Below are 17,557 nucleotides of genomic sequence, written 5' to 3' on the forward strand. Positions count from 1 at the left end.
CTCGTCCCGGCACTCGTTCGGTCACCCATCGGAGCTCGCGGCACTCGTTGGGGTTCGCGGCACTCGATCGAACGAGTGCCGGCCAGCCGAACGAGTGCCGCGACGCTCATGCGCGGGTGAGGGGCCTCGGCTACTCGGCGGCCGTGGCGCCCGCGTTGATCGTGGCCGTGGTCACCTGGCCGCCGGCCACGTTCCACTCGTCGAGGATGGCCGCGTAGGTGCCGTCGTCTACGAGGGACTGCACGGCGGTCTGCACGGCCTCGCGCAGGCCGGATTCCTTGCCGACGGCGATGCCGTACGGTGCCACGCTGAACGTCTCGCCCGCCGTGATCAGTGCCCCGTCGAGCTGCCCGATTCCATAGAGGATGACCGGAGAAGCCGCCGTGACGGCATCCGCCTGGCCGATGGCGACCGCGTTTGTCGCGGAATCCTGGGTGTCGAAACGCAGCAGGGTGATCGGCTCCGCACCGGCCGCCACGCAGGCATCGCTCTTGGCGGGCATCTCGACCGTGTCCTGGTAGGTGGTCTGCTGCACGGCGACGGTGAGGCCACAGGCGTTGTCGGGGTCCACGCTCGTGCCGGCCGGGGCCGCCCACTGGGTGCCGGCGATGTAGTAGTTCACGAAGTCGACCTGTTGCTCTCGCTCCACGGTGTCGAGGAACGAGGACATGCCGATGTCCATTTTGCCGCCCTTGACACTCGGGATGATGTTGTCGAACTTGGCGACCTGGAATTCCGGGGTGAGGTCCAGCCGCGCCGCGATTGCCGTGGCGAGGTCGATGCCCCAGCCGATCGGATTGCCGGCCTCGTCCTTGAACTCGTTCGGCGCGTAGCTCGCATCGGTTCCCACCGTGAGCGTGCCGGCCTCGGTCGTGGCCGCCGGGAGCAGTGCGATCGCGGTGGCGTCCGTGCTCGCCTCGGCGGCGATCGAGGATCCGCTCGCAGCATCGGTGTCCCCGGTCGCCGCCGGCGCGGAGTTATCCACGCAGCCGGTGAGCAGCAGGGCGAGGGTGCCGGCGAGGGCGGGAATGAGCAGGCGAGCGCGCATGGTTTCCTTCGGTTCTGGTTCGCCGGCCGGTCACCGACGACGTCGGGGAGCCTCGGGCACGCTTGTGCCCGCGACCCGACAGATGCGGGTGGCCCCCGGGAGTGAGCCTATTGCACGGCCGTCACGGATTTTGGGCGGGTGGATTACGTTCACAATAAACTTGCCCATGCACGCTGCACGGTAGCGTGAGGTTATGGTCCCTCTCCCGCACGACACCGCCGTTCCCGTCGATCTCGAGCTGACCGCACAGATCGCCCGAGACCTGATTCGTTTCGACACCTCGAACTACGGCGAGGGGCGCTCGAACGGTGAGACGGATGCCGCGGAGTACGTGGCTGCCCGGCTGCGCGACCTCGGTCTGACGCCCGAACTCGTCGATGCTGCCCCGGGCCGCACGAGTGTCGTCGCGCGGGTGGCCGGTCGGCACGCCCACGGCCCCTCGGGTGCTCTCGTCGTGCACGGTCACCTCGACGTGGTGCCGGCCGACCCGTCGAACTGGACCGTCGACCCCTTCGCCGGCGTCGTGCAGGACGGCATGCTGTGGGGCCGAGGCGCCGTCGACATGAAGAACATGGACGCGATGATCCTCGCCTCCGTCGGCGACATCATCCGTGCCGGTGATGCCCCCGAACGTGACCTCGTGCTCGCGTTCTTCGCCGATGAGGAGGCCGGCGGAGTGTTCGGCTCGCGCTACCTCGTGGAGAACCGCCCCGGCCTCTTCGCCGGAGCCACCGAGGCCCTGAGCGAGGTCGGCGGCTATTCCATCACCGTCGGCGGCCAGCGGGCCTACCTGCTGCAGACCGGGGAGAAGTCCCTGCTCTGGGTCACGCTGACCGCCCGCGGCGATGCCGGGCACGGCTCCCGGCTGCACCCGTCCAATGCCGTCACCCGGTTGGCGGAGGCCGTTGTCGCTGTCGGACGGCACGAGTGGCCGATCCGTCTCACCGACACCGCGACCGAGCTGCTGGCGGAGCTGGCACGCCTGCTCGACGTCGACCCGGCCCGGATCGGCCCGGACGAACTCGCCCTCGCTACCGGCACCGCGTCCGGGTTCATCCAGGCGAGCCTGCGCACGACGACGAACCCGACGGGCCTGTCGGCCGGGTACAAGCACAACGTGATTCCCGACACGGCCGAGGCGCTCGTCGACATCCGCTGCCTGCCCGGGGACGAAGACCGCGTTCTCGAGGACATGGCCGCACTCGTCGGACCCGACATCGTCATCACGACCCGGCACCGCGACCTGGGCCTCGAGACCGCGTTTCGCGGGCCCTTTGTCGAGGCCGCGATCGGCGCCCTCGGGCGAGCGGACCCGGGGGTGCCGGTGCTGCCGTACATGTTTTCGGGTGGCACGGACAATTCGGCCCTCGCCGCCCTCGGCATCACCGGCTACGGGTTCGCGCCGCTGCGGCTGCCGGCCGACTTCGACTTTCCCGCCATGTTCCACGGTGTCGACGAGCGCGTGCCGCTCGAGGCACTCACCTTCGGCCGGCGGGTGCTCGCCGACCTCCTCACCAGCTATTAGCCCCCGCCGCACCGCGAGTGAGCAGTTTCTGCACTTCCCGCGCCCGGGAAGTGCAAAAACTGCTTACTCACGACGTCTGGGGAGCTTTAGAGCACCTTGGAGAGGAAGGCCTGGGTGCGGGCGTGCTGCGGGTTGCTGAGCACCTCGTCGGGGTGGCCGGACTCGACGACGACGCCGGCGTCCATGAAGACGAGCGAGTCGGCGACCTCGCGGGCGAAGCCCATCTCGTGGGTCACCACGATCATGGTCATCCCCGAGGCGGCGAGGCCCTGCATGACGTCGAGTACCTCACCGACCAGCTCGGGGTCGAGGGCGCTGGTCGGCTCGTCGAAGAGCATCAGCTTGGGCTCCATCGCGAGAGCGCGCGCGATCGCGACGCGCTGCTGCTGCCCGCCCGACAGATGGGCGGGATAATAGTCGGCCCGGTCGGCGAGCCCCACCCGGGCGAGCAACTCGCGCGCGGTCTTCTCGACCTGGGCCTTCGGCAGCCCCTTGACGCGCTGCGGGGCTTCCATGATGTTGCCCAGGGCTGTCATGTGCGGAAACAGGTTGAAACGCTGGAACACCATGCCGATGTCCCGGCGCTGCCTCGCGGCCTCCCGCGGCGCGAGCTCGTAGAGCTTGCCGTTGGCTTCGCGGTAACCCACGAGGTCACCGTCGACGCTCAGTCGCCCGGCAGACACGACCTCGAGGTGGTTGATGCAGCGCAAAAAGGTCGACTTGCCCGAACCGCTCGGCCCGACCAGGCACATGACCTCGCCCCGCTTGACCTCGAGGCTGATGCTCTTGAGCACCTCGTTCGACCCGAAGCTCTTCGAGACCATCTCGGCGAGCACCATCGGCACGGCGTTGGCGCCGGCGACGGATGCTCCGCCACGGCCGGTCTGGTTCGTCGCGTCGGTCATCGCACGCCTCCGTCGGTGGGTCGAGTGGCATCATCCGGCGACGCCGGCGGAGCCGGGGGCCGCACGACGGTCGCCTGGCCGCCGCCGATCGTCGGGATCAGGCCGGTCACCGCTCCCGTTGCCGCGCCGGTGAGGCCGTCGGCCTTGCGGTCGGGGCGGCGGTCACCGACTCCGCGGGCGAACCGCTTCTCGAGGAAGTACTGGCCGACCATGAGGATCGAGGTGAAGAACAGGTACCAGATCGACGCGACGATCAGCATCGGAATGACGTTGAAGGTCTCCGCGGAGATATCGCGGGAACGCGTGTAGAGGTCGAAGCTGAACGGCACCGCGGTCACGAGCGACGTGGTCTTCAGCATCGAGATGACCTCGTTGCCGGTCGGCGGGATCACGACGCGCATCGACTGCGGAATGATGATGCGGCGCATGGTCTGCGACCAGCTCATGCCGAGCGCGGTCGCGGCTTCCTCCTGGCCCGTGTCGACCGACAACAGCCCGGCGCGCACGATTTCGGCCATGTAGGCGGCCTCGTTGAGGGCGAGGCCGATGACGGCGAGCGCGAAGGTGCTGAGCACGGCATCCGTTTCGAAGACGAGCCACGGTTCGGTGAACGGAATGCCGATGCTGATGTTCTGGTAGATGATCGAGATCAGGCCCCAGAACACGAGCTGCACGTACACCGGGGTGCCGCGGAACACCCAGAGGTAGAACCAGGCGAGGCTCTTCACGACCGGGTTCGGTGAGAGCCGCATCACGGCGAGGATCACGCCGAGCACGATTGCGATGACCATCGAGTAGACCGTGAGCTGCAGGGTGACGAACGCGGCCATCGAGATGCGCTGGTCGAAGACGTACTGGCCCACGGAGGGCCAGTCGAACGCGGGCCGAGCGGCGGCATCGAGGATGAACACCACGAAGAACAGCACGAGAATCGTGGCGAACGCGATGCGCCCGGGGTGACGAAGCCGAATCGCCTTGATCGCGGCCGCGCGTGCCGGTTCGGGCAGCGCGGGGGGCGCGGCCGGTCGATTCGGTTTCGTCGAGCTCATTCTTAGCCGGCCGCCAGTTCGTTGATCGTGATGGTGGAGATGCCGCCGTCGGCGACACCCCACTCGTCGAGGATTTCTTCGTAGGTGCCGTCATCGACCAGGGATTGCAGGGCCGCCTGGATGGCCTCGGCCATGCCATTTCCCTTGGCGACGGCGATGCCGTACGGCGTCACGTCGAAGGTGTCGCCCGCGGCCTGAAGCTCACCGTCGTTCTGGCTGATGGCGTAGAGGGTGACGGGCGAGTCGGCGCTGAGGGCGTCGGCCTGGCCGAGCACGACGGCGTTGGTCGCGAGGTCCTGGGTGTCGAATTGCAGCTTCTCGATCGGCTCGAGGCCGGCCGCGACGCAGGCGTCGCTCTTGGCGGGAATCTCGTCGGTGTCCTGCACGGTGGTCGCCTGCACGGCGACCCGCAGGCCGCACGCGTTGTCGGGGTCGACATCCGTTCCGGTTGCGGATGCCCACTGGATGCCGGCCTCGTAGTAGTTCACGAAGTCGACCTGCTCCATGCGCGCCGGGTTGACGGTGAAGGAGGACTCGCCGATGTTGATCTTCTCGCCGACGATGCTCGGAATGATGTTGTCGAACTTGGAGATCTGGAAATCGGGGTCAAGGCCGAGCTTGCCGGCGATCGCGGTGGCGAGGTCGATGCCCCAGCCGATCGGCGCTCCGGCGGAGTCCTTGTACTCGTTCGGCGGGTACGCCGCGTCGGTGCCGATCGACAGCTCACCGGATGCGGCGACGTCGGCCGGCAGCAGGGCGACGGCGGCGTCATCCGCGGTCACGCTGGTTGCGGCTCCGTTGGTCTCGGGGGCAGGCGTGGAATTGTCGACACAGCCGGTGAGCAGCAGGGCTGCCACCGCGCCGAGCGCCGGGAGTACGAAACGAGCGCGCATAGCTAGACCTTCTTCGTGGGAACGGTGTCTGGGGTGGTGCTGTGGGAAAGCCGGGTGCGAGCATCCGCGGGGAACGCCGCAAGGTGCGATCTTATTACACCTGTCGCCGTGCGCGGGGAGGCTTCACGGCGAGGCAGCGCTCCCACGCCAGATTGTGCTGCCTCAATCGACGATTTTCGGACGAGGGCGTCCGAAACAAGTGACCGCGACGACCGTTACCGTAGCGCTCACCCGTTTCGGGCGCTGTCACCGGCGTATGCCCGCGGCACGCACTTAGACTTAGCGCTTGTGAGTAGCTACGCGGCCCTGTTGAAGACCCCGGGCGTTGCGCGACTCATCGCGGCCCAGCTGACCGCGCGGTTCCCGTTCGGCATGCTCTCGCTCGCGTTCCTGATCCACATCGAGCGTCTCTTCGACTCCTACGGCGCTGCGGGTCTCGTGCTCGCCGCGATGAGCATCGGCCAGGCCATCGCCGGTCCCCTCACCAGCCGGCTGATGGGCCGCCTCGGCATGCGCCCGGTGATCCTCGTGACCATGATCGTCTGCGCCACCTCGATCATCGTGATGGCCGTCGTGCCGATGTCGGTTCTCGGCCTGATGCTCGTCGGGTTCCTCGCCGGGCTGTCGATGCCGCCGATCCAGCCGGCCGTGCGCACGATCTACCCCAAGGTCGTCAACTCCCGCCAGCTGTCGCCACTGTTCGCCCTCGACGCCTCGGCGCAGGAGATCATCTGGGTGCTCGGCCCGGTCATCGCGACGTTCGTGGCCATCCAGGTCAGCACGGTCGCCGGCATCCTGCTCGCCGCCGCGTTCCTGATCGGCGGCAGCGTCTGGTTCCTGCTGTTACCCGAGGTCGGCCGGGTGCGCATCCCCCGCAGCCGCCGCAAGCTCGGCGTCGTGCTGAAGAAACCCGCCGTGCTGCTGTCCACCGTCGTCGGCTTCATGCTCGTCGCCGCCTGCGCCGCCGTCGAGGCCGGCGTCGTCGCCGTCTTCGGGCACGGCAGCGCCGACTCCGGCTGGGTGCTCGGCATCTTCGCGATCGGCTCCCTGATCGGCGGCCTCGCCCTCGGCCACGCCCCGATCGGTCCCTGGGCGCTCGCCGCCCGCATGCTCATCGTCGCCGTCGGCCTCGTGCTCGCGACGTTCTGGCTCACCTTCTGGTGGCTCGCGTTCGCCCTGTTGCTCGCCGGCATCGGCATCGCACCGGCCTTCGCCGTCTTGTTCGGCATCGTCTCGGCGAGCGTGAAATTCTCCGACACCGCCGAGGCCTACGGCTGGGTCGGCACCGGCCAGCTGATGGGCGCGGCGATGGGTTCCGCCGTCGCCGGCTTCTCGATCGACCACTCCGGGCCGGTCTCGGCGATCTTCGTCGCCGCCGGGTTCGCCGCGCTCGGCTGCATCATCGCCGCGCTCGCCCGCCGGCACGCGCCCGACCTGCGCGGCCGCGACGTGAGCCCGATCCCCGATACGGAGCCGATCGGCGTCGTCTCCTAGACCGACACGCCGAACTGTGAGTTAAGCATCCGTTTAGGCCGGAAACCGATGCCTAACTCACAGTTCGGCGAAGGCACCGGCCTTATGGGGGCCGCGCCCCGGCGGGCGTCTGCGGCAAGGTCGCGTCATGTCCCCCCATCGCGACCTTCCGCCCGGGCTCGGCGACGAACCATTCGGGGTGAAACATGCCCGCGAACTCGGGGTGCGCCGCGGACGCCTCGCCGGTTCCGACCTGGCCCGCCCCTACCGCGGTGTGCGCGTTGCCGGCGACCCACCCGCATCCGTCGAAGACCTCGCCCGCGCCTATTATCCGCGCATGCCGAACACCCAGGTCTTCAGCCACGTCACCGCCGCGATCCTGCACAGCATGCCGCTGCCGCTCCGCTGGCAGGCCGACCGGCGGCTGCACATCAGCTCGCCCAGCGGAGACCGGCCGCCGCAGGTTCGCGGCGTTGTCGGCCACCAGTATGCCCTGACGATCGACACGATTGAATTCTGCCGCAACCTGCCGGTCACCACTCCCTTGCAGACCTGGATTCACCTCGGCTCGATGCTGCGCCGCGTCGACCTCGTCATTGTCGCCGATTTCCTGTGCGCCGGGCGTACCCCGTCGTTCACGCCCGAGCGCCTGCGCCTCACGGCCGCCGGAATCCACGGCCAGCGCGGCTGCCGCGGTCTGCGCGAAGCCGCCGCGCTGGCCCGGGCTCGGGTCGACTCCCCTAAGGAAACCGAGACCCGCCTGCTTCTCGTCGACGCCGGTCTGCCCGAACCAATCGTCAATTTCGAGGTAGCGGATGCCCGCGGCCGCTTTCTCGGCCGCGTCGACCTCGCCTGGCCCGCGTTTCGGGTGTGTGTCGAGTACGAGGGCGACGGCCACCGCACCAGCCAGCGCCAGTTTCGCCTCGACATCACCCGCCGCGAGAGTCTCGAAGACGCCGGTTGGCGGGTGCTCCGAGTCACCCAGGACAACCTTCTCGAGCCCCAGGTGCTGGTGCGGCGAGTGCGTGCGGCCCTCAATTCCCGGGGCGCCCGGCTGTAATCCGGCCGCCTCCTTTGCCGAACTGTGAATTAAGCATCCGTTTTGGCCTCATAGCCATGCTTAACTCACAGTTCGACGAAGGAGGGTTAGATAGGGAACATGGAACTTTCGCCTCGCCTGCCCCTGAATGACGGACTCTCCATCCCCCAGCTCGGGCTCGGGGTGTACAAGATCGCGGACGCCCTCGCTGCCGACACCGTGCAGGTCGCGTTGGACGCCGGGTACCGCCACGTCGACACCGCCGCCCTCTACGCCAACGAGCGCGGGGTCGGCCAGGGCATCGCCCGCTCGAGTGTCGCCCGGGAGGACGTCTTCGTGACCACCAAGGTCTGGAACGACCGGCACGGCTACGACGAGACCCTGCGGGCCTTCGATGAGAGCCTCGGTAAGCTCGGCCTCGACTACGTCGACCTGTACCTCATCCACTGGCCGGCGCCGCGGCAGGACCGTTACGTGGACACCTACCGTGCCCTCGAAGCCCTCAGAGCGGATGGCCGCGCCCGCTCGATCGGCGTCTCCAACTTTCATCCGCACCACCTGGAGCGGCTGCTCGCCGAGACGAGCATCGTGCCCGCGGTCAACCAGATCGAACTGCACCCGTGGTTGCCGCAGGCCGAGACCCGCGCGTACAACGCGGCCCACGGCATCCGTACCGAAAGCTGGTCGCCGCTGGCCCGCGGACGCGCGATCGACAACCCCGTGCTCGACGCGATCGGCGCGAAGCACGGCAAGTCGGCCGCCCAGGTCGTGCTGCGCTGGCATGTCCAGCTCGGCAACATCGTGATTCCGAAGTCGGTGACGCCCGCGCGCATCGGTGCCAACCTCGACGTCTTCGACTTCGCGCTCGACGACGACGACCTGGCGGCGATCGCGGCCCTCGACTCCGGCGAGCGCACCGGTAAAGACCCCGATGACCTCGACTAGCGCCCTCTCCCCCATCCGCGAGTGAGCATTTTTTGCACTTCCCGGACGCGGGAAGTGCAGAAAGTGCTCACTCGCGAGATCCGGGCTCGCGCGGCTACCAGCGCGGGTGGATGTCGGCGCGCAGCAGGCGGTCGTAGATGTCCTGCACGCCCGCGTTGAACTCGCGGCCGAGCGGCTCGGCGACCCCCGCGGTCGCGTTGCCCTGCGCCTGGGCGATCGACCGCGCCCCGGGGATGACCGCACTGACGCCGTCGATCTGGGCGACCCAGGCGAGCGCGGCCTGCGCCGACGTGAGCCCGGCCGGCACGAGCGCGGCGAACTCTTCCGCCGCCGCGAGGCCCACACCGAACTTCACGCCCGAGAAGGTTTCGCCGACGTCGAAGTGGCTGCCGTCAACATTGAAGTTGCGGTGATCGCTCGCCGCGAAGGTGGTCGCCGCGGTGTATTTTCCGGTCAGCAGCCCACTCGCAAGCGGCACCCGGGCGATGATCCCGACGCCGGCCGCGCGCGCCGCGGGCAGCACCTCGTCAAGCGGCTTCAGCCGGAACGCGTTCAGGATGATCTGCACGGTCGCCACTCCCGGCCGCTCGATGGCTGCGAGGGCCTGCGCGCAGGTCTCGACGCTCACCCCGTAGTTGGCGATGGCACCCTCGTCGACGAGGGTGTCGAGGGCGTCGAAGACCTCGCCGGACTGCACCACCACGGTCGGCGGGCAGTGCAGCTGCACCAGGTCGAGGCTGTCGGTGGCGAGGTTGCGGCGGGAACGATCGGTCCAGTCTCGAAAGTTCGCCAGCACGTAGTTCTCCGGCAGCTGTTCGACCCGGCGGCCCATCTTCGTCGCCACGGTGATCGTCTCTCCGGGCGCATCGTGGGCGAGGAACCGGCCGATGATCTGTTCACTGCGACCGTCACCGTACACATCCGCGGTGTCGAAGAAGGTGACACCGGCATCGACGGATGCCGCCAGCACCGCGGTCGCATCCCTCTCGGTGACCTCACCCCAGTCGGCGCCGAGTTGCCAGGTGCCGAGGCCGATCACGGAGACGGTGCGGCCGGTGCGTCCCAGAGTGCGTGTAAGCATGTGTCCAGTGTATTCAGGTGCCCCCGAACGGGTGCGACCCATCCGTCTTGTCCAGCCACCCGACAGGGAAACAATCAGCACCCGACAGGGAAAAAGTCAGAGAGTGGGGGCGGCGGGGCGCGGCGTCGGCGTGTCGATGACGCGGGCGAGCACGCGGGCCAGCCGCTTGCGGATGATGTGGTCATTCGCCTCGACGCGGTGCATGGTGACGTGGCGCATCCGCTCGATGACGGTCATGCTGCCGACCGCGATGAACGCGTCGAGGGCACCGTAGATCACGTCAACGGGCACCGAGAGGCTGGCGATATCACTCACCACGGTCTGGGACTCGATGCAGTGCTCCATCGACTTGATGAAGGGTGTCCAGGTCTTCTCGGTGATCTCGAAGATTCCCTTGGGCAGCAGCCGCGACATGATCGCCGCGTTCGCGAGGGTGAAGTCCTTGTTGGAGCGCAGAAAATCGCAGGCCCGCAGGTAGGCGGTGACCCGGGCGCGCACCCGCACGTTGCCGATCTCACTCGGAGCGAGGTAGACCGGCGGCCCCACGAGCACCAGCCGGGACACCGGCGACGGCCGAAAGGCACGATCGTGGTTGATCGCCGCGTAGCGGGTGCTGATCAGGCTGCCGAGCGAGTGCCCGACCAGGATGAACGGCTCGCGCAGTCGCAGTGAACGGATGGTCGCGGCCAGGGCCTCGACGTGATCCTCGAGTCGGTACTCACACCCCTCAGGGGCCGGCGATTCGCCGAAACCGAGGATGTCGACGGCGATGACCCGGTGGTTCTTCTTCAGCAACGGCACCAGTTCGTCAAACGTCACCGATGACGAGGCAATGCCGTGCACGAGGATCACGACGGGGCCGGTGCCGACGTCCGTCGCGACATACAACAGCGGCGGGCGAAGCCGACCCCGTCGTGCTGTCTGCTCCGCCCACCACGTCATGACTCAAGTATCGTCGTGCAACTCAGCTGTCGTCGCGCAGCTTCTCCTTGAAGTCATTCTTGGTGTGGGTGGCGTCGCGCTCGGCCTCGGCGTGCTTCACGTCGGCCTCGGCTTTCTTGACGTTGGCGTCGGCCTTCAGATCGTCGACCTTGTCGTCGAAGCGGTCCTTGGCGTCATCAACGGCGCGACCGATCTTCTTGCCGGTGGCGTCGAGCGCGTCTTTGGCGTCGTCTGCGATTCCCATAGGTTCCTCCTTGATCAACAAGCGGGTTATCTGAACGTTGAGCTGGACTGACATGACGACCCTACGTGGGGGGTCTGACACGAGACTCAATTGTGATCCGACTCCCAGAAAGCCTCCAGACCCGCCCTGCGACCGAACCCTAGGGTGAGAAGAGCAATAGATCAGGGGCGGGCGAATCATGATGAACCAGAAATCAACCGTGCGACGACGCACCGCTCGCCTGCTCGCCATCACGACCGCCGCCGTGCTCAGCGCCGTGCTGTTGGCCGCCTGCACCTCGAACGCCTCCAGCGACAGCTCCGGCACGACCGGCCTCGTCTCCCCCGACTTCCAGGGCAGCTCCGGCCAGGGCAGCTCCGGCCAGGGCGAATCCGGCCAGGTCAGCCCCGACCAGGGCGCCGCCGATGCCGCGGCCGGCAGCGACGCCATCGAGGGCGTCACCTCCGACGTGCAGGCAAGCGACCGCTCCGTCATCACCACTGGATCCGTCTCGATCACCGTCACCGACCCGATCGACGCCGCCCAGGCCGCTGTCACCCTCACCGAACAGGCCGGCGGACGTATCGACAGCCGCAACGAGACCCCGGCGACCGACAACCAGCCGGCGAGCGCCTCGCTGACGCTGCGCATTCCGGCGGATGCCCTCGACCGCACCGTCACCGACCTCAAGGAGCTCGGCACGGTCAACTTTGTCTCGCTCAACGCGGCCGACGTCACCCAGCAGAGCCAGGACCTCGACGCCCGCATCACGTCGCTGCAGACCTCTACCGACCGACTGATCGCCCTGATGACCGAGGCGGCGAGCACCACCGACCTGATCGCCATCGAGAGCGCCCTGTCGACCCGGCAGTCCGAACTCGAAAGCCTGCAGTCCCAGCGCACCAGCCTCTCCGACCAGATCGATTTCAGCACCCTCAGCCTCGAGCTGTACTCCGAGGGCACCGTCGCCCCGAGCAGCCCGGACAACTTCTTCACCGGGCTGGTCACCGGCTGGAACTCTCTCGTTGCGGCCCTCGGCGGCCTGCTCGTGGGCCTCGGCGTGGCCCTGCCCTGGCTCGTCACGATCGGGGTGCTCGCCGGGATCGTCGTTCTCATCGTGCGGTTGTCCATCAGAAAGCGCAAGGCTGCTTAGGCTTAGAGGTGTGACCGAATCCTCGCTCCCCACGCCGCCTGCCGCCGAGGCTACAGCCCTGCCGCGCGACATCGCAGGCCCCTTGGACACCGCACTGCTCGAGCGCATCCGCTCCCGCGCCTCCGGCCACGACCATGGCAACACCTTCTTCCACGAGGACCTCGCCGAGCTCACCGCCTGCGGCTACCTGCGTGCCCTCGTGCCGACCGAGTTCGGCGGCCTCGGCCTCAGCCTGGCCCAGACGACCCGGCTGCAGACCCGACTCGCCGCCCACGCCCCCGCGACCGCCCTCGCCATCAACATGCACCTCGTCTGGACCGGTGTCGCCAAGGCCCTCCACGAGCGCGGCGACGACTCGCTCGACTTTCTGCTGCGCGAGGCCGGCCAGGGCGAGATTTTCGCGTTCGGGGTCAGCGAGCCCGGCAACGACCTCGTGCTCTTTGATTCCGTGACGGATGCCCGCCCCGACCCCGCCGGCGGCTTCCGATTCACCGGCACCAAGGTTTTCACCTCGCTCTCGCCGGCCTGGACCCGACTCGGTACCTTCGGCCGCGACGACTCGGTGCCCGGCGATCCGCGCATGGTCTGGGCATTCCTCGACCGGGCGACCCCGGGCATCCGTCAGAAAGACGACTGGGACACCCTCGGCATGCGTGCCAGCCAGAGCCAGAGCACCGTGCTGGAGGGCGCACTCGCCCCCGAGGACCGCGTGGTGCGGCGCCTGCCCGTCGGCCCGAACAACGACCCGCTGATCTTCGCGATCTTCGCCAACTTCGAAATTCTGCTGGCGTCGGTCTACGCCGGGATCGGGCAGCGCGCCGTTGAGCTCGCCGTCGACTCCGCGACCCGGCGCACCTCGCGCAAGAACGACGGCCGACGCCACGCGCAGGACCCGATCGTGCGGTGGCGCGTCGCTGACGCCGCGATCGCGATGGACGGCCTGTACCCCCAGATCGACGCCCTCGCCCGCGACATCGACGCGCAGGTCGATCGGGATTCGTTTCGTGACATACAGTGGTATGCGCTGCTCTCGGGACTGAAATTTCGAGCGACCGAGACGGCCAAGGCCGTCGTCGACCAGGCCGTGCGCGTCACCGGCGGGTCGGCCTACGCGGCCGGCAGCGAGATCGGCCGGCTTTACCGCGACGTGCTCGCGGGCCTGTTCCACCCGTCCGACGCCGATTCCGCCCACTCCACCGTCGCGACGGCCTGGCTCGGGCCCCTTGCAGTTCCCGCCACCCCGCCCAACACCGAACGATGAGTCAGCACCATGAGTAACGGTTACCGCACCGAAGCAATCTCCCTCGACTACGCCGCGTATACCCGCGCGGTGATGGACCTGACCATGCGCCTGGCCGAGGTCATCTTCACCGCCGGCGCCGGCGCCGAAGACGCCACCGCCGCGATGATGGCCATCACGCGCGCGTACGGCCTCAAGGGCACCGACGCGAACATCACGCATACGATCATCCAGCTGACCCACGAAGACCCGGTGTCGCACGAGTCCATCTCGCGCAGCCGCAACGTGAAGTACCGCACCCTCGACTACTCGAAACTGACCGCGACCAGTGAGCTCATCGCCGACCTCATCGAAGAGCCGATGGACGTCGTCGAGGCCCGCAAACGCCTTGCCGTGATCGTCAGCTCGAAACCGCAGATCCCGGTCTGGCTGCGCCGCATCGGCTGGAGCCTGGTCGGTGCGGGCGCCGCGATCCTGATCGGCGGCGGACCGGTCGTCGCCCTGGCCGCCTTCGCCGCGACGTACCTGATCGACCAGATCACCTCAGCCCTCGACCACCGCCAGGTTCCGTTGTTCTACCAGACCGTCGTCGGCGGGGCGATCGGCCCCCTCGTCGCGGCGATCGTGCAGGTCGTCGACCCATCGGCGAATTCCTCGATCGTCGTCGTCGCGACGATCATCATGCTGCTCGCCGGGGTGACCACCTTCGGCGCCGTGCATGACACCCTCTCCGGGTTCTACCTCACCGGCACCGCCCGAATGGTCGAGGCCCTGCTGATCACCGGCGGCCTCGTCACCGGAGTCTCGGGGTCAGCCCTGCTGCTCAGCCGCTTCGGCCTGCAGCTCGAGATCGACGCCAACCCCTTCGTGACGCTCGCCGAACTGCCGATCCTGCTGGCGGCATCCGTCATCATCGTGATCGGGTTCGCGCTCGCCGTGCAGGTGCCGTGGCGGGCGCTCTGGGTGGTCTGCCTGCTCGGTGCCCTCGCCGAGTTTCTCTATGTGGCCGGCACCAACGCCGGTTTCGGACTGGTCTGGTCGTCGGCGTCGAGCGCGATGGGTGTCGGGCTCGCGGCGGCGGTCGCGGCCCGCATCGTGCGCACCCCGCCACTCGTCATCATGGTCACGGCTTTGGTGCCGCTCGTTCCGGGCCTCACCCTGTTCCGCGGGCTGCTGCAAATGTCGGAGGGTAATATCGACGGCGTGCTCAGCATACTGACCGCGGCGGCTGTAGCCATGTCGCTCGCCGCTGGCGCGTTGCTGTCACAGTATCTCGTGCAGTACATCTGGGGCCCGGCGCGGCGTCTGCAGCGACGCTTCGTCGGACCCCTGATGGCCCTGCCCGTACGCATGGGCCGCGGCACCTCGAAACGCATCGACCGTATCTAGGGCGTCCCGTCAGACGGCGCCCTCCGGTTCAGGCGTCGGATGCCCCGGCCCGGCTAATTCTGCACCTCGCCGCCCACGGTTTCCGAGTCGGACTCTTCATCCACGAAACGGTACGGGAACGGTTCCTCGGTGTGGTGGCCCCGCTTGTAGGTGCGCACCGTGGTCTCGCCGTCTTCGACCGACTCGAGCACGATGACCTCCTGCACCTTGCCGTCCACGTATTCCAGTTCGACTTCCACCCCCGCGGCGATCGGATTGGGACCAAAGAGAACTGCCTTATAGGTAGCGCCATGATTCATCGTTCCCGACCTTTCGCTCAGCCCCATCCCGGTGATGGGCGACACATGCGCCAGCATACGACGGCTCCGATGATGTGCACAGGGCCGCCCGCGAGGTAGACGGGCGGATGACGGCGCGCTAAATTCCGCGTAGGGTCAAGAGCACGAAGCCGACCCGGCTCAGGCGCGAAGGAGTACATTATGGCTGGCAAGTCACCGAAAAAAGAGACGTCCAAGAAGGTTGCGGACAAGTCCTTGAAGGAAAAAAGGGCCGACAAGAAGGCCAAGTCCGAAGAGACGGCCTCCAAGGCACGCAAGGCGTAACTCCCACACAACGAAAAACCCCCGTGTCACCGCACTTGCGTGCGGCGACACGGGGGTTTTCGCGTGTGGCGCGCTGCGAAGTGCTAGCAGCGCCTGACGAGCCGTGCCAACTAGTACTTGATGACGACGCGGCCGTCGATCTTGCCGTGGCGCATTTCGTCGAGCACGGTGTTGACCTCGTCGAGGCGACGACTGGACACCGTCGGGTGGATCTCGCCGCGGTTGTAGAAGCTCAACGCCTCTTCCATGTCCTGGCGGGTGCCCACGATCGAACCGCGGATGGTGAGGCCCTTGAGCACGATGTCGAAGATCGGCGCGGGAAAGTCGCCGGCCGGAAGGCCGTTGAAGACGATGGTGCCGCCGCGGCGGGTCATTCCGATCGCCTGGCCGAAAGCGGCCGGGTGCACGGCGGTGACGAGCACGCCGTGGGCGCCGCCGGTCTGGCGCTGGATGGACTCGACCGGGTTCTCGTTGAGCGCGTTGATGACGATCTCCGCGCCGTGCTTGGTGGCGAGGGCGAGCTTGTCGTCGGCGACGTCGACCGCGACGACGCGGAAGCCCATGGCCTTGGCGTACTGCACGGCGATGTGGCCGAGTCCGCCGATGCCGCTGATGACAACCCACTGGCCGGCGATGGCCTCGGTCATCTTGAGGCCCTTGTAGACCGTGACGCCGGCGCACAGGATCGGCGCGATGTCGACCGGGTCGGCGTCGGCCGGGATGGCCACGGCGAACTTGGCGTCGACGATCATGTACTCGCCGAAGGAGCCGTCAACGCTGTAGCCACCGTTGATCTGCGACTCGCAGAGGGTCTCCCAGCCGGTGCGGCAGTACTGGCAGGTGCCGCAGGCGCTCCAGAGCCACGCGTTGCCGACGCGGTCGCCGACGGCGATCTCGGTGACGCCTTCGCCAATGGCGACGACGTCGCCGACGCCCTCGTGGCCCGGAATGAACGGCGGGGTCGGCTTGACCGGCCAGTCGCCTTCGATGGCGTGCAGGTCGGTGTGGCAGACACCGCTCGTGATGAGCTTGACCAGTGCCTGGCCGGGGCCGGGCTGGGGAATTGCGACGGATTCAAGAGAAAGGTCGGCGCCGAATTCGCGCACAACTGCTGCTTGCATGGTTGTCATACTGTTTTTGTCCATTCTGAGAATGTGGTTCGCACGGCCTCGTGGGCCGGGCGTCGTGACCGCATTAAAGCCTACGCCGCGCGCCGGGCGCCGTACACCATTACCATCCCCCAAACGGGTCGGCCGGGAGGATTAGGCTGGTCGGGTATCAGGAAAGCTTCAACGCTTGCAGAAAGGCCCGCTATGTCAATTGTTTGCCACGCCGTCTGGACGGCCAAGGCCGGAAGCGAAGGCCTCGTCCACGACGCCGTTCGACAGCTTGCGCCCCTCACTCGGGCCGAGCCCGGCAACCTCGTCTATCAGCCGTACATCGATCCCGAAGAACCGAGCGTCGTGCGCATCTTCGAGGTGTACACGGATGCCGCCGCATTCGCCGAGCACGGACGCTCCGATCACTTCGTGCAGCATGCCCTGCGCACCGCCGTGCCCGCGCTCGAGCACCGGGAACGCGACTTCTACGAGACCTTGGACGTGCCGGCCTCCTAGGCGCACGCAGCCACCGACTCGGCACAACAGAAAAGCCCCGGCCAAGGCCGGGGCTTTTCTGTGTCAGTGCAGATTCACGATCACTGCAAATTCACTATCAGTACGAACAGTGTGGTGGAGCTAAGGAGATTCGAACTCCTGACCTTCTCATTGCGAACGAGACGCGCTACCAACTGCGCCATAGCCCCCGACTGCTTATGCAGATTATCACGTTCCCGGTGTCCCGCGTGACGCCGACCGGGCGAACGCGCCGGTCAGCCCACCGCGCGGCGCCGGCGCAACACAGCATCGAGGTCGGTCATGCCCGGTTCCGTCTCGCCGACAATCCCCATCGATGCGAACCGGCTGGCAGGCGCGGCGGCCGGCGCCGATGCCGCCGGGCGGGCGGGCGGGCGGGAGATCGGGGTGACCGGGGCAGCCGGCGCCCGCGTGGC

The 17,557-nt window shown here is 67.7% G+C and carries 18 protein-coding genes, 1 tRNA gene and 1 pseudogene; 9 read left to right on the plus strand and 11 right to left on the minus strand.

Translation table 11 applies throughout. The features are described from left to right. Positions 1-130: 130 nt before the first annotated feature. A complete protein-coding gene (locus D6T64_RS07230) occupies positions 131-1,048 on the minus strand; it encodes an ABC transporter substrate-binding protein (protein ID WP_119973666.1) in 918 nt (305 codons plus the stop codon). A 193-nt stretch (positions 1,049-1,241) separates the two neighbouring features. Between D6T64_RS07230 and D6T64_RS07235 the strand changes: the two genes are divergently transcribed. Then, complete coding sequence (locus D6T64_RS07235; RefSeq protein ID WP_119973668.1) at positions 1,242-2,573, plus strand: M20/M25/M40 family metallo-hydrolase; 1,332 nt, start codon at positions 1,242-1,244, stop codon at positions 2,571-2,573. Positions 2,574-2,659: 86 nt separating this feature from the next. On the opposite strand, the gene D6T64_RS07240 is transcribed toward D6T64_RS07235, so the two are convergent. The 3 genes from D6T64_RS07240 to D6T64_RS07250 form a co-directional block, all read right to left on the minus strand. Beyond that, complete coding sequence (locus D6T64_RS07240; protein ID WP_119973706.1) at positions 2,660-3,412, minus strand: amino acid ABC transporter ATP-binding protein; 753 nt, start codon at positions 3,410-3,412, stop codon at positions 2,660-2,662. 62 nt (positions 3,413-3,474) lie between these two features. Then, positions 3,475-4,527, minus strand: a complete 1,053-nt coding sequence (locus tag D6T64_RS07245; RefSeq protein WP_119973670.1) for an amino acid ABC transporter permease — start codon at positions 4,525-4,527, stop codon at positions 3,475-3,477. 2 nt (positions 4,528-4,529) lie between these two features. After that, entirely contained in the window at positions 4,530-5,420 is an 891-nt protein-coding gene (locus tag D6T64_RS07250; protein WP_119973672.1) for an ABC transporter substrate-binding protein, read from the minus strand. 288 nt (positions 5,421-5,708) lie between these two features. Here D6T64_RS07250 and D6T64_RS07255 point away from each other — a divergent pair, with 288 nt between their 5' ends. The 3 genes from D6T64_RS07255 (at position 5,709) to D6T64_RS07265 (ending at position 8,877) form a co-directional block, all read left to right on the plus strand. Then, entirely contained in the window at positions 5,709-6,914 is a 1,206-nt protein-coding gene (locus D6T64_RS07255) for an MFS transporter (protein WP_119973674.1), read from the plus strand. Between the two features lie 127 nt (positions 6,915-7,041). Further along, on the plus strand, positions 7,042-7,953 hold the full coding sequence (locus D6T64_RS07260; RefSeq protein WP_119973677.1) for a hypothetical protein: 912 nt from the start codon (positions 7,042-7,044) through the stop codon (positions 7,951-7,953). A 99-nt stretch (positions 7,954-8,052) separates the two neighbouring features. Then, on the plus strand, positions 8,053-8,877 hold the full coding sequence (locus D6T64_RS07265; RefSeq protein WP_119973679.1) for an aldo/keto reductase: 825 nt from the start codon (positions 8,053-8,055) through the stop codon (positions 8,875-8,877). Positions 8,878-8,971: 94 nt separating this feature from the next. On the opposite strand, the gene D6T64_RS07270 is transcribed toward D6T64_RS07265, so the two are convergent. The 3 genes from D6T64_RS07270 to D6T64_RS07280 all read right to left on the minus strand — a co-directional run bounded on the left by D6T64_RS07270 (position 8,972) and on the right by D6T64_RS07280 (position 11,144). Then, positions 8,972-9,958: an aldo/keto reductase gene (locus tag D6T64_RS07270; RefSeq protein WP_119973681.1), complete on the minus strand. Its 987-nt coding sequence runs from the start codon at positions 9,956-9,958 to the stop codon at positions 8,972-8,974. Between the two features lie 96 nt (positions 9,959-10,054). Further along, positions 10,055-10,900, minus strand: a complete 846-nt coding sequence (locus tag D6T64_RS07275) for an alpha/beta fold hydrolase (protein WP_119973683.1) — start codon at positions 10,898-10,900, stop codon at positions 10,055-10,057. Positions 10,901-10,922: 22 nt separating this feature from the next. After that, positions 10,923-11,144 carry a hypothetical protein gene (locus tag D6T64_RS07280; protein WP_119973686.1) on the minus strand — a complete coding sequence of 74 codons (222 nt, stop codon included), beginning with the start codon at positions 11,142-11,144 and terminating at the stop codon, positions 10,923-10,925. Between the two features lie 199 nt (positions 11,145-11,343). On the opposite strand from D6T64_RS07280, the gene D6T64_RS07285 reads away from it, so the two are divergent. Genes D6T64_RS07285 through D6T64_RS07295 form a run of 3 tightly spaced genes read left to right on the plus strand, consistent with a single transcriptional unit; the run spans position 11,344 to position 14,905 of the window. Continuing rightward, the gene (locus D6T64_RS07285; protein WP_158594840.1) at positions 11,344-12,276 is read left to right on the plus strand and encodes a DUF4349 domain-containing protein; all 933 of its coding nucleotides are present in this window, start codon (positions 11,344-11,346) and stop codon (positions 12,274-12,276) included. A gap of 58 nt (positions 12,277-12,334) precedes the next feature. Then, positions 12,335-13,537: an acyl-CoA dehydrogenase family protein gene (locus D6T64_RS07290; protein WP_119973708.1), complete on the plus strand. Its 1,203-nt coding sequence runs from the start codon at positions 12,335-12,337 to the stop codon at positions 13,535-13,537. 9 nt (positions 13,538-13,546) lie between these two features. Further along, on the plus strand, positions 13,547-14,905 hold the full coding sequence (locus D6T64_RS07295) for a threonine/serine exporter family protein (RefSeq protein WP_119973691.1): 1,359 nt from the start codon (positions 13,547-13,549) through the stop codon (positions 14,903-14,905). Between the two features lie 53 nt (positions 14,906-14,958). Here D6T64_RS07295 and D6T64_RS07300 read toward each other — a convergent pair whose 3' ends face one another. Further along, positions 14,959-15,204 carry a hypothetical protein gene (locus D6T64_RS07300; RefSeq protein WP_147364501.1) on the minus strand — a complete coding sequence of 82 codons (246 nt, stop codon included), beginning with the start codon at positions 15,202-15,204 and terminating at the stop codon, positions 14,959-14,961. 180 nt (positions 15,205-15,384) lie between these two features. On the opposite strand from D6T64_RS07300, the gene D6T64_RS23425 reads away from it, so the two are divergent. Continuing rightward, a complete protein-coding gene (locus D6T64_RS23425; RefSeq protein ID WP_255455420.1) occupies positions 15,385-15,507 on the plus strand; it encodes a hypothetical protein in 123 nt (40 codons plus the stop codon). Between the two features lie 110 nt (positions 15,508-15,617). On the opposite strand, the gene adhP is transcribed toward D6T64_RS23425, so the two are convergent. Continuing rightward, on the minus strand, positions 15,618-16,628 hold the full coding sequence (adhP, locus tag D6T64_RS07305; protein WP_119973710.1) for an alcohol dehydrogenase AdhP: 1,011 nt from the start codon (positions 16,626-16,628) through the stop codon (positions 15,618-15,620). A gap of 192 nt (positions 16,629-16,820) precedes the next feature. Here adhP and D6T64_RS07310 point away from each other — a divergent pair, with 192 nt between their 5' ends. Next, complete coding sequence (locus D6T64_RS07310) at positions 16,821-17,123, plus strand: putative quinol monooxygenase (RefSeq protein WP_119973695.1); 303 nt, start codon at positions 16,821-16,823, stop codon at positions 17,121-17,123. A 112-nt stretch (positions 17,124-17,235) separates the two neighbouring features. Here the strand turns inward: D6T64_RS07310 and D6T64_RS07315 are convergent. Together D6T64_RS07315 and D6T64_RS07320 are read right to left on the minus strand one after the other, a co-directional pair. Then, positions 17,236-17,311 (minus strand) — tRNA-Ala (locus tag D6T64_RS07315). 66 nt (positions 17,312-17,377) lie between these two features. Beyond that, a pseudogene (locus D6T64_RS07320) lies at positions 17,378-17,557 on the minus strand (hypothetical protein); the annotation flags it as partial.

Source organism: Cryobacterium melibiosiphilum (assembly GCF_003602235.1).
In the GTDB taxonomy this organism is placed as follows: domain Bacteria; phylum Actinomycetota; class Actinomycetes; order Actinomycetales; family Microbacteriaceae; genus Cryobacterium; species Cryobacterium melibiosiphilum.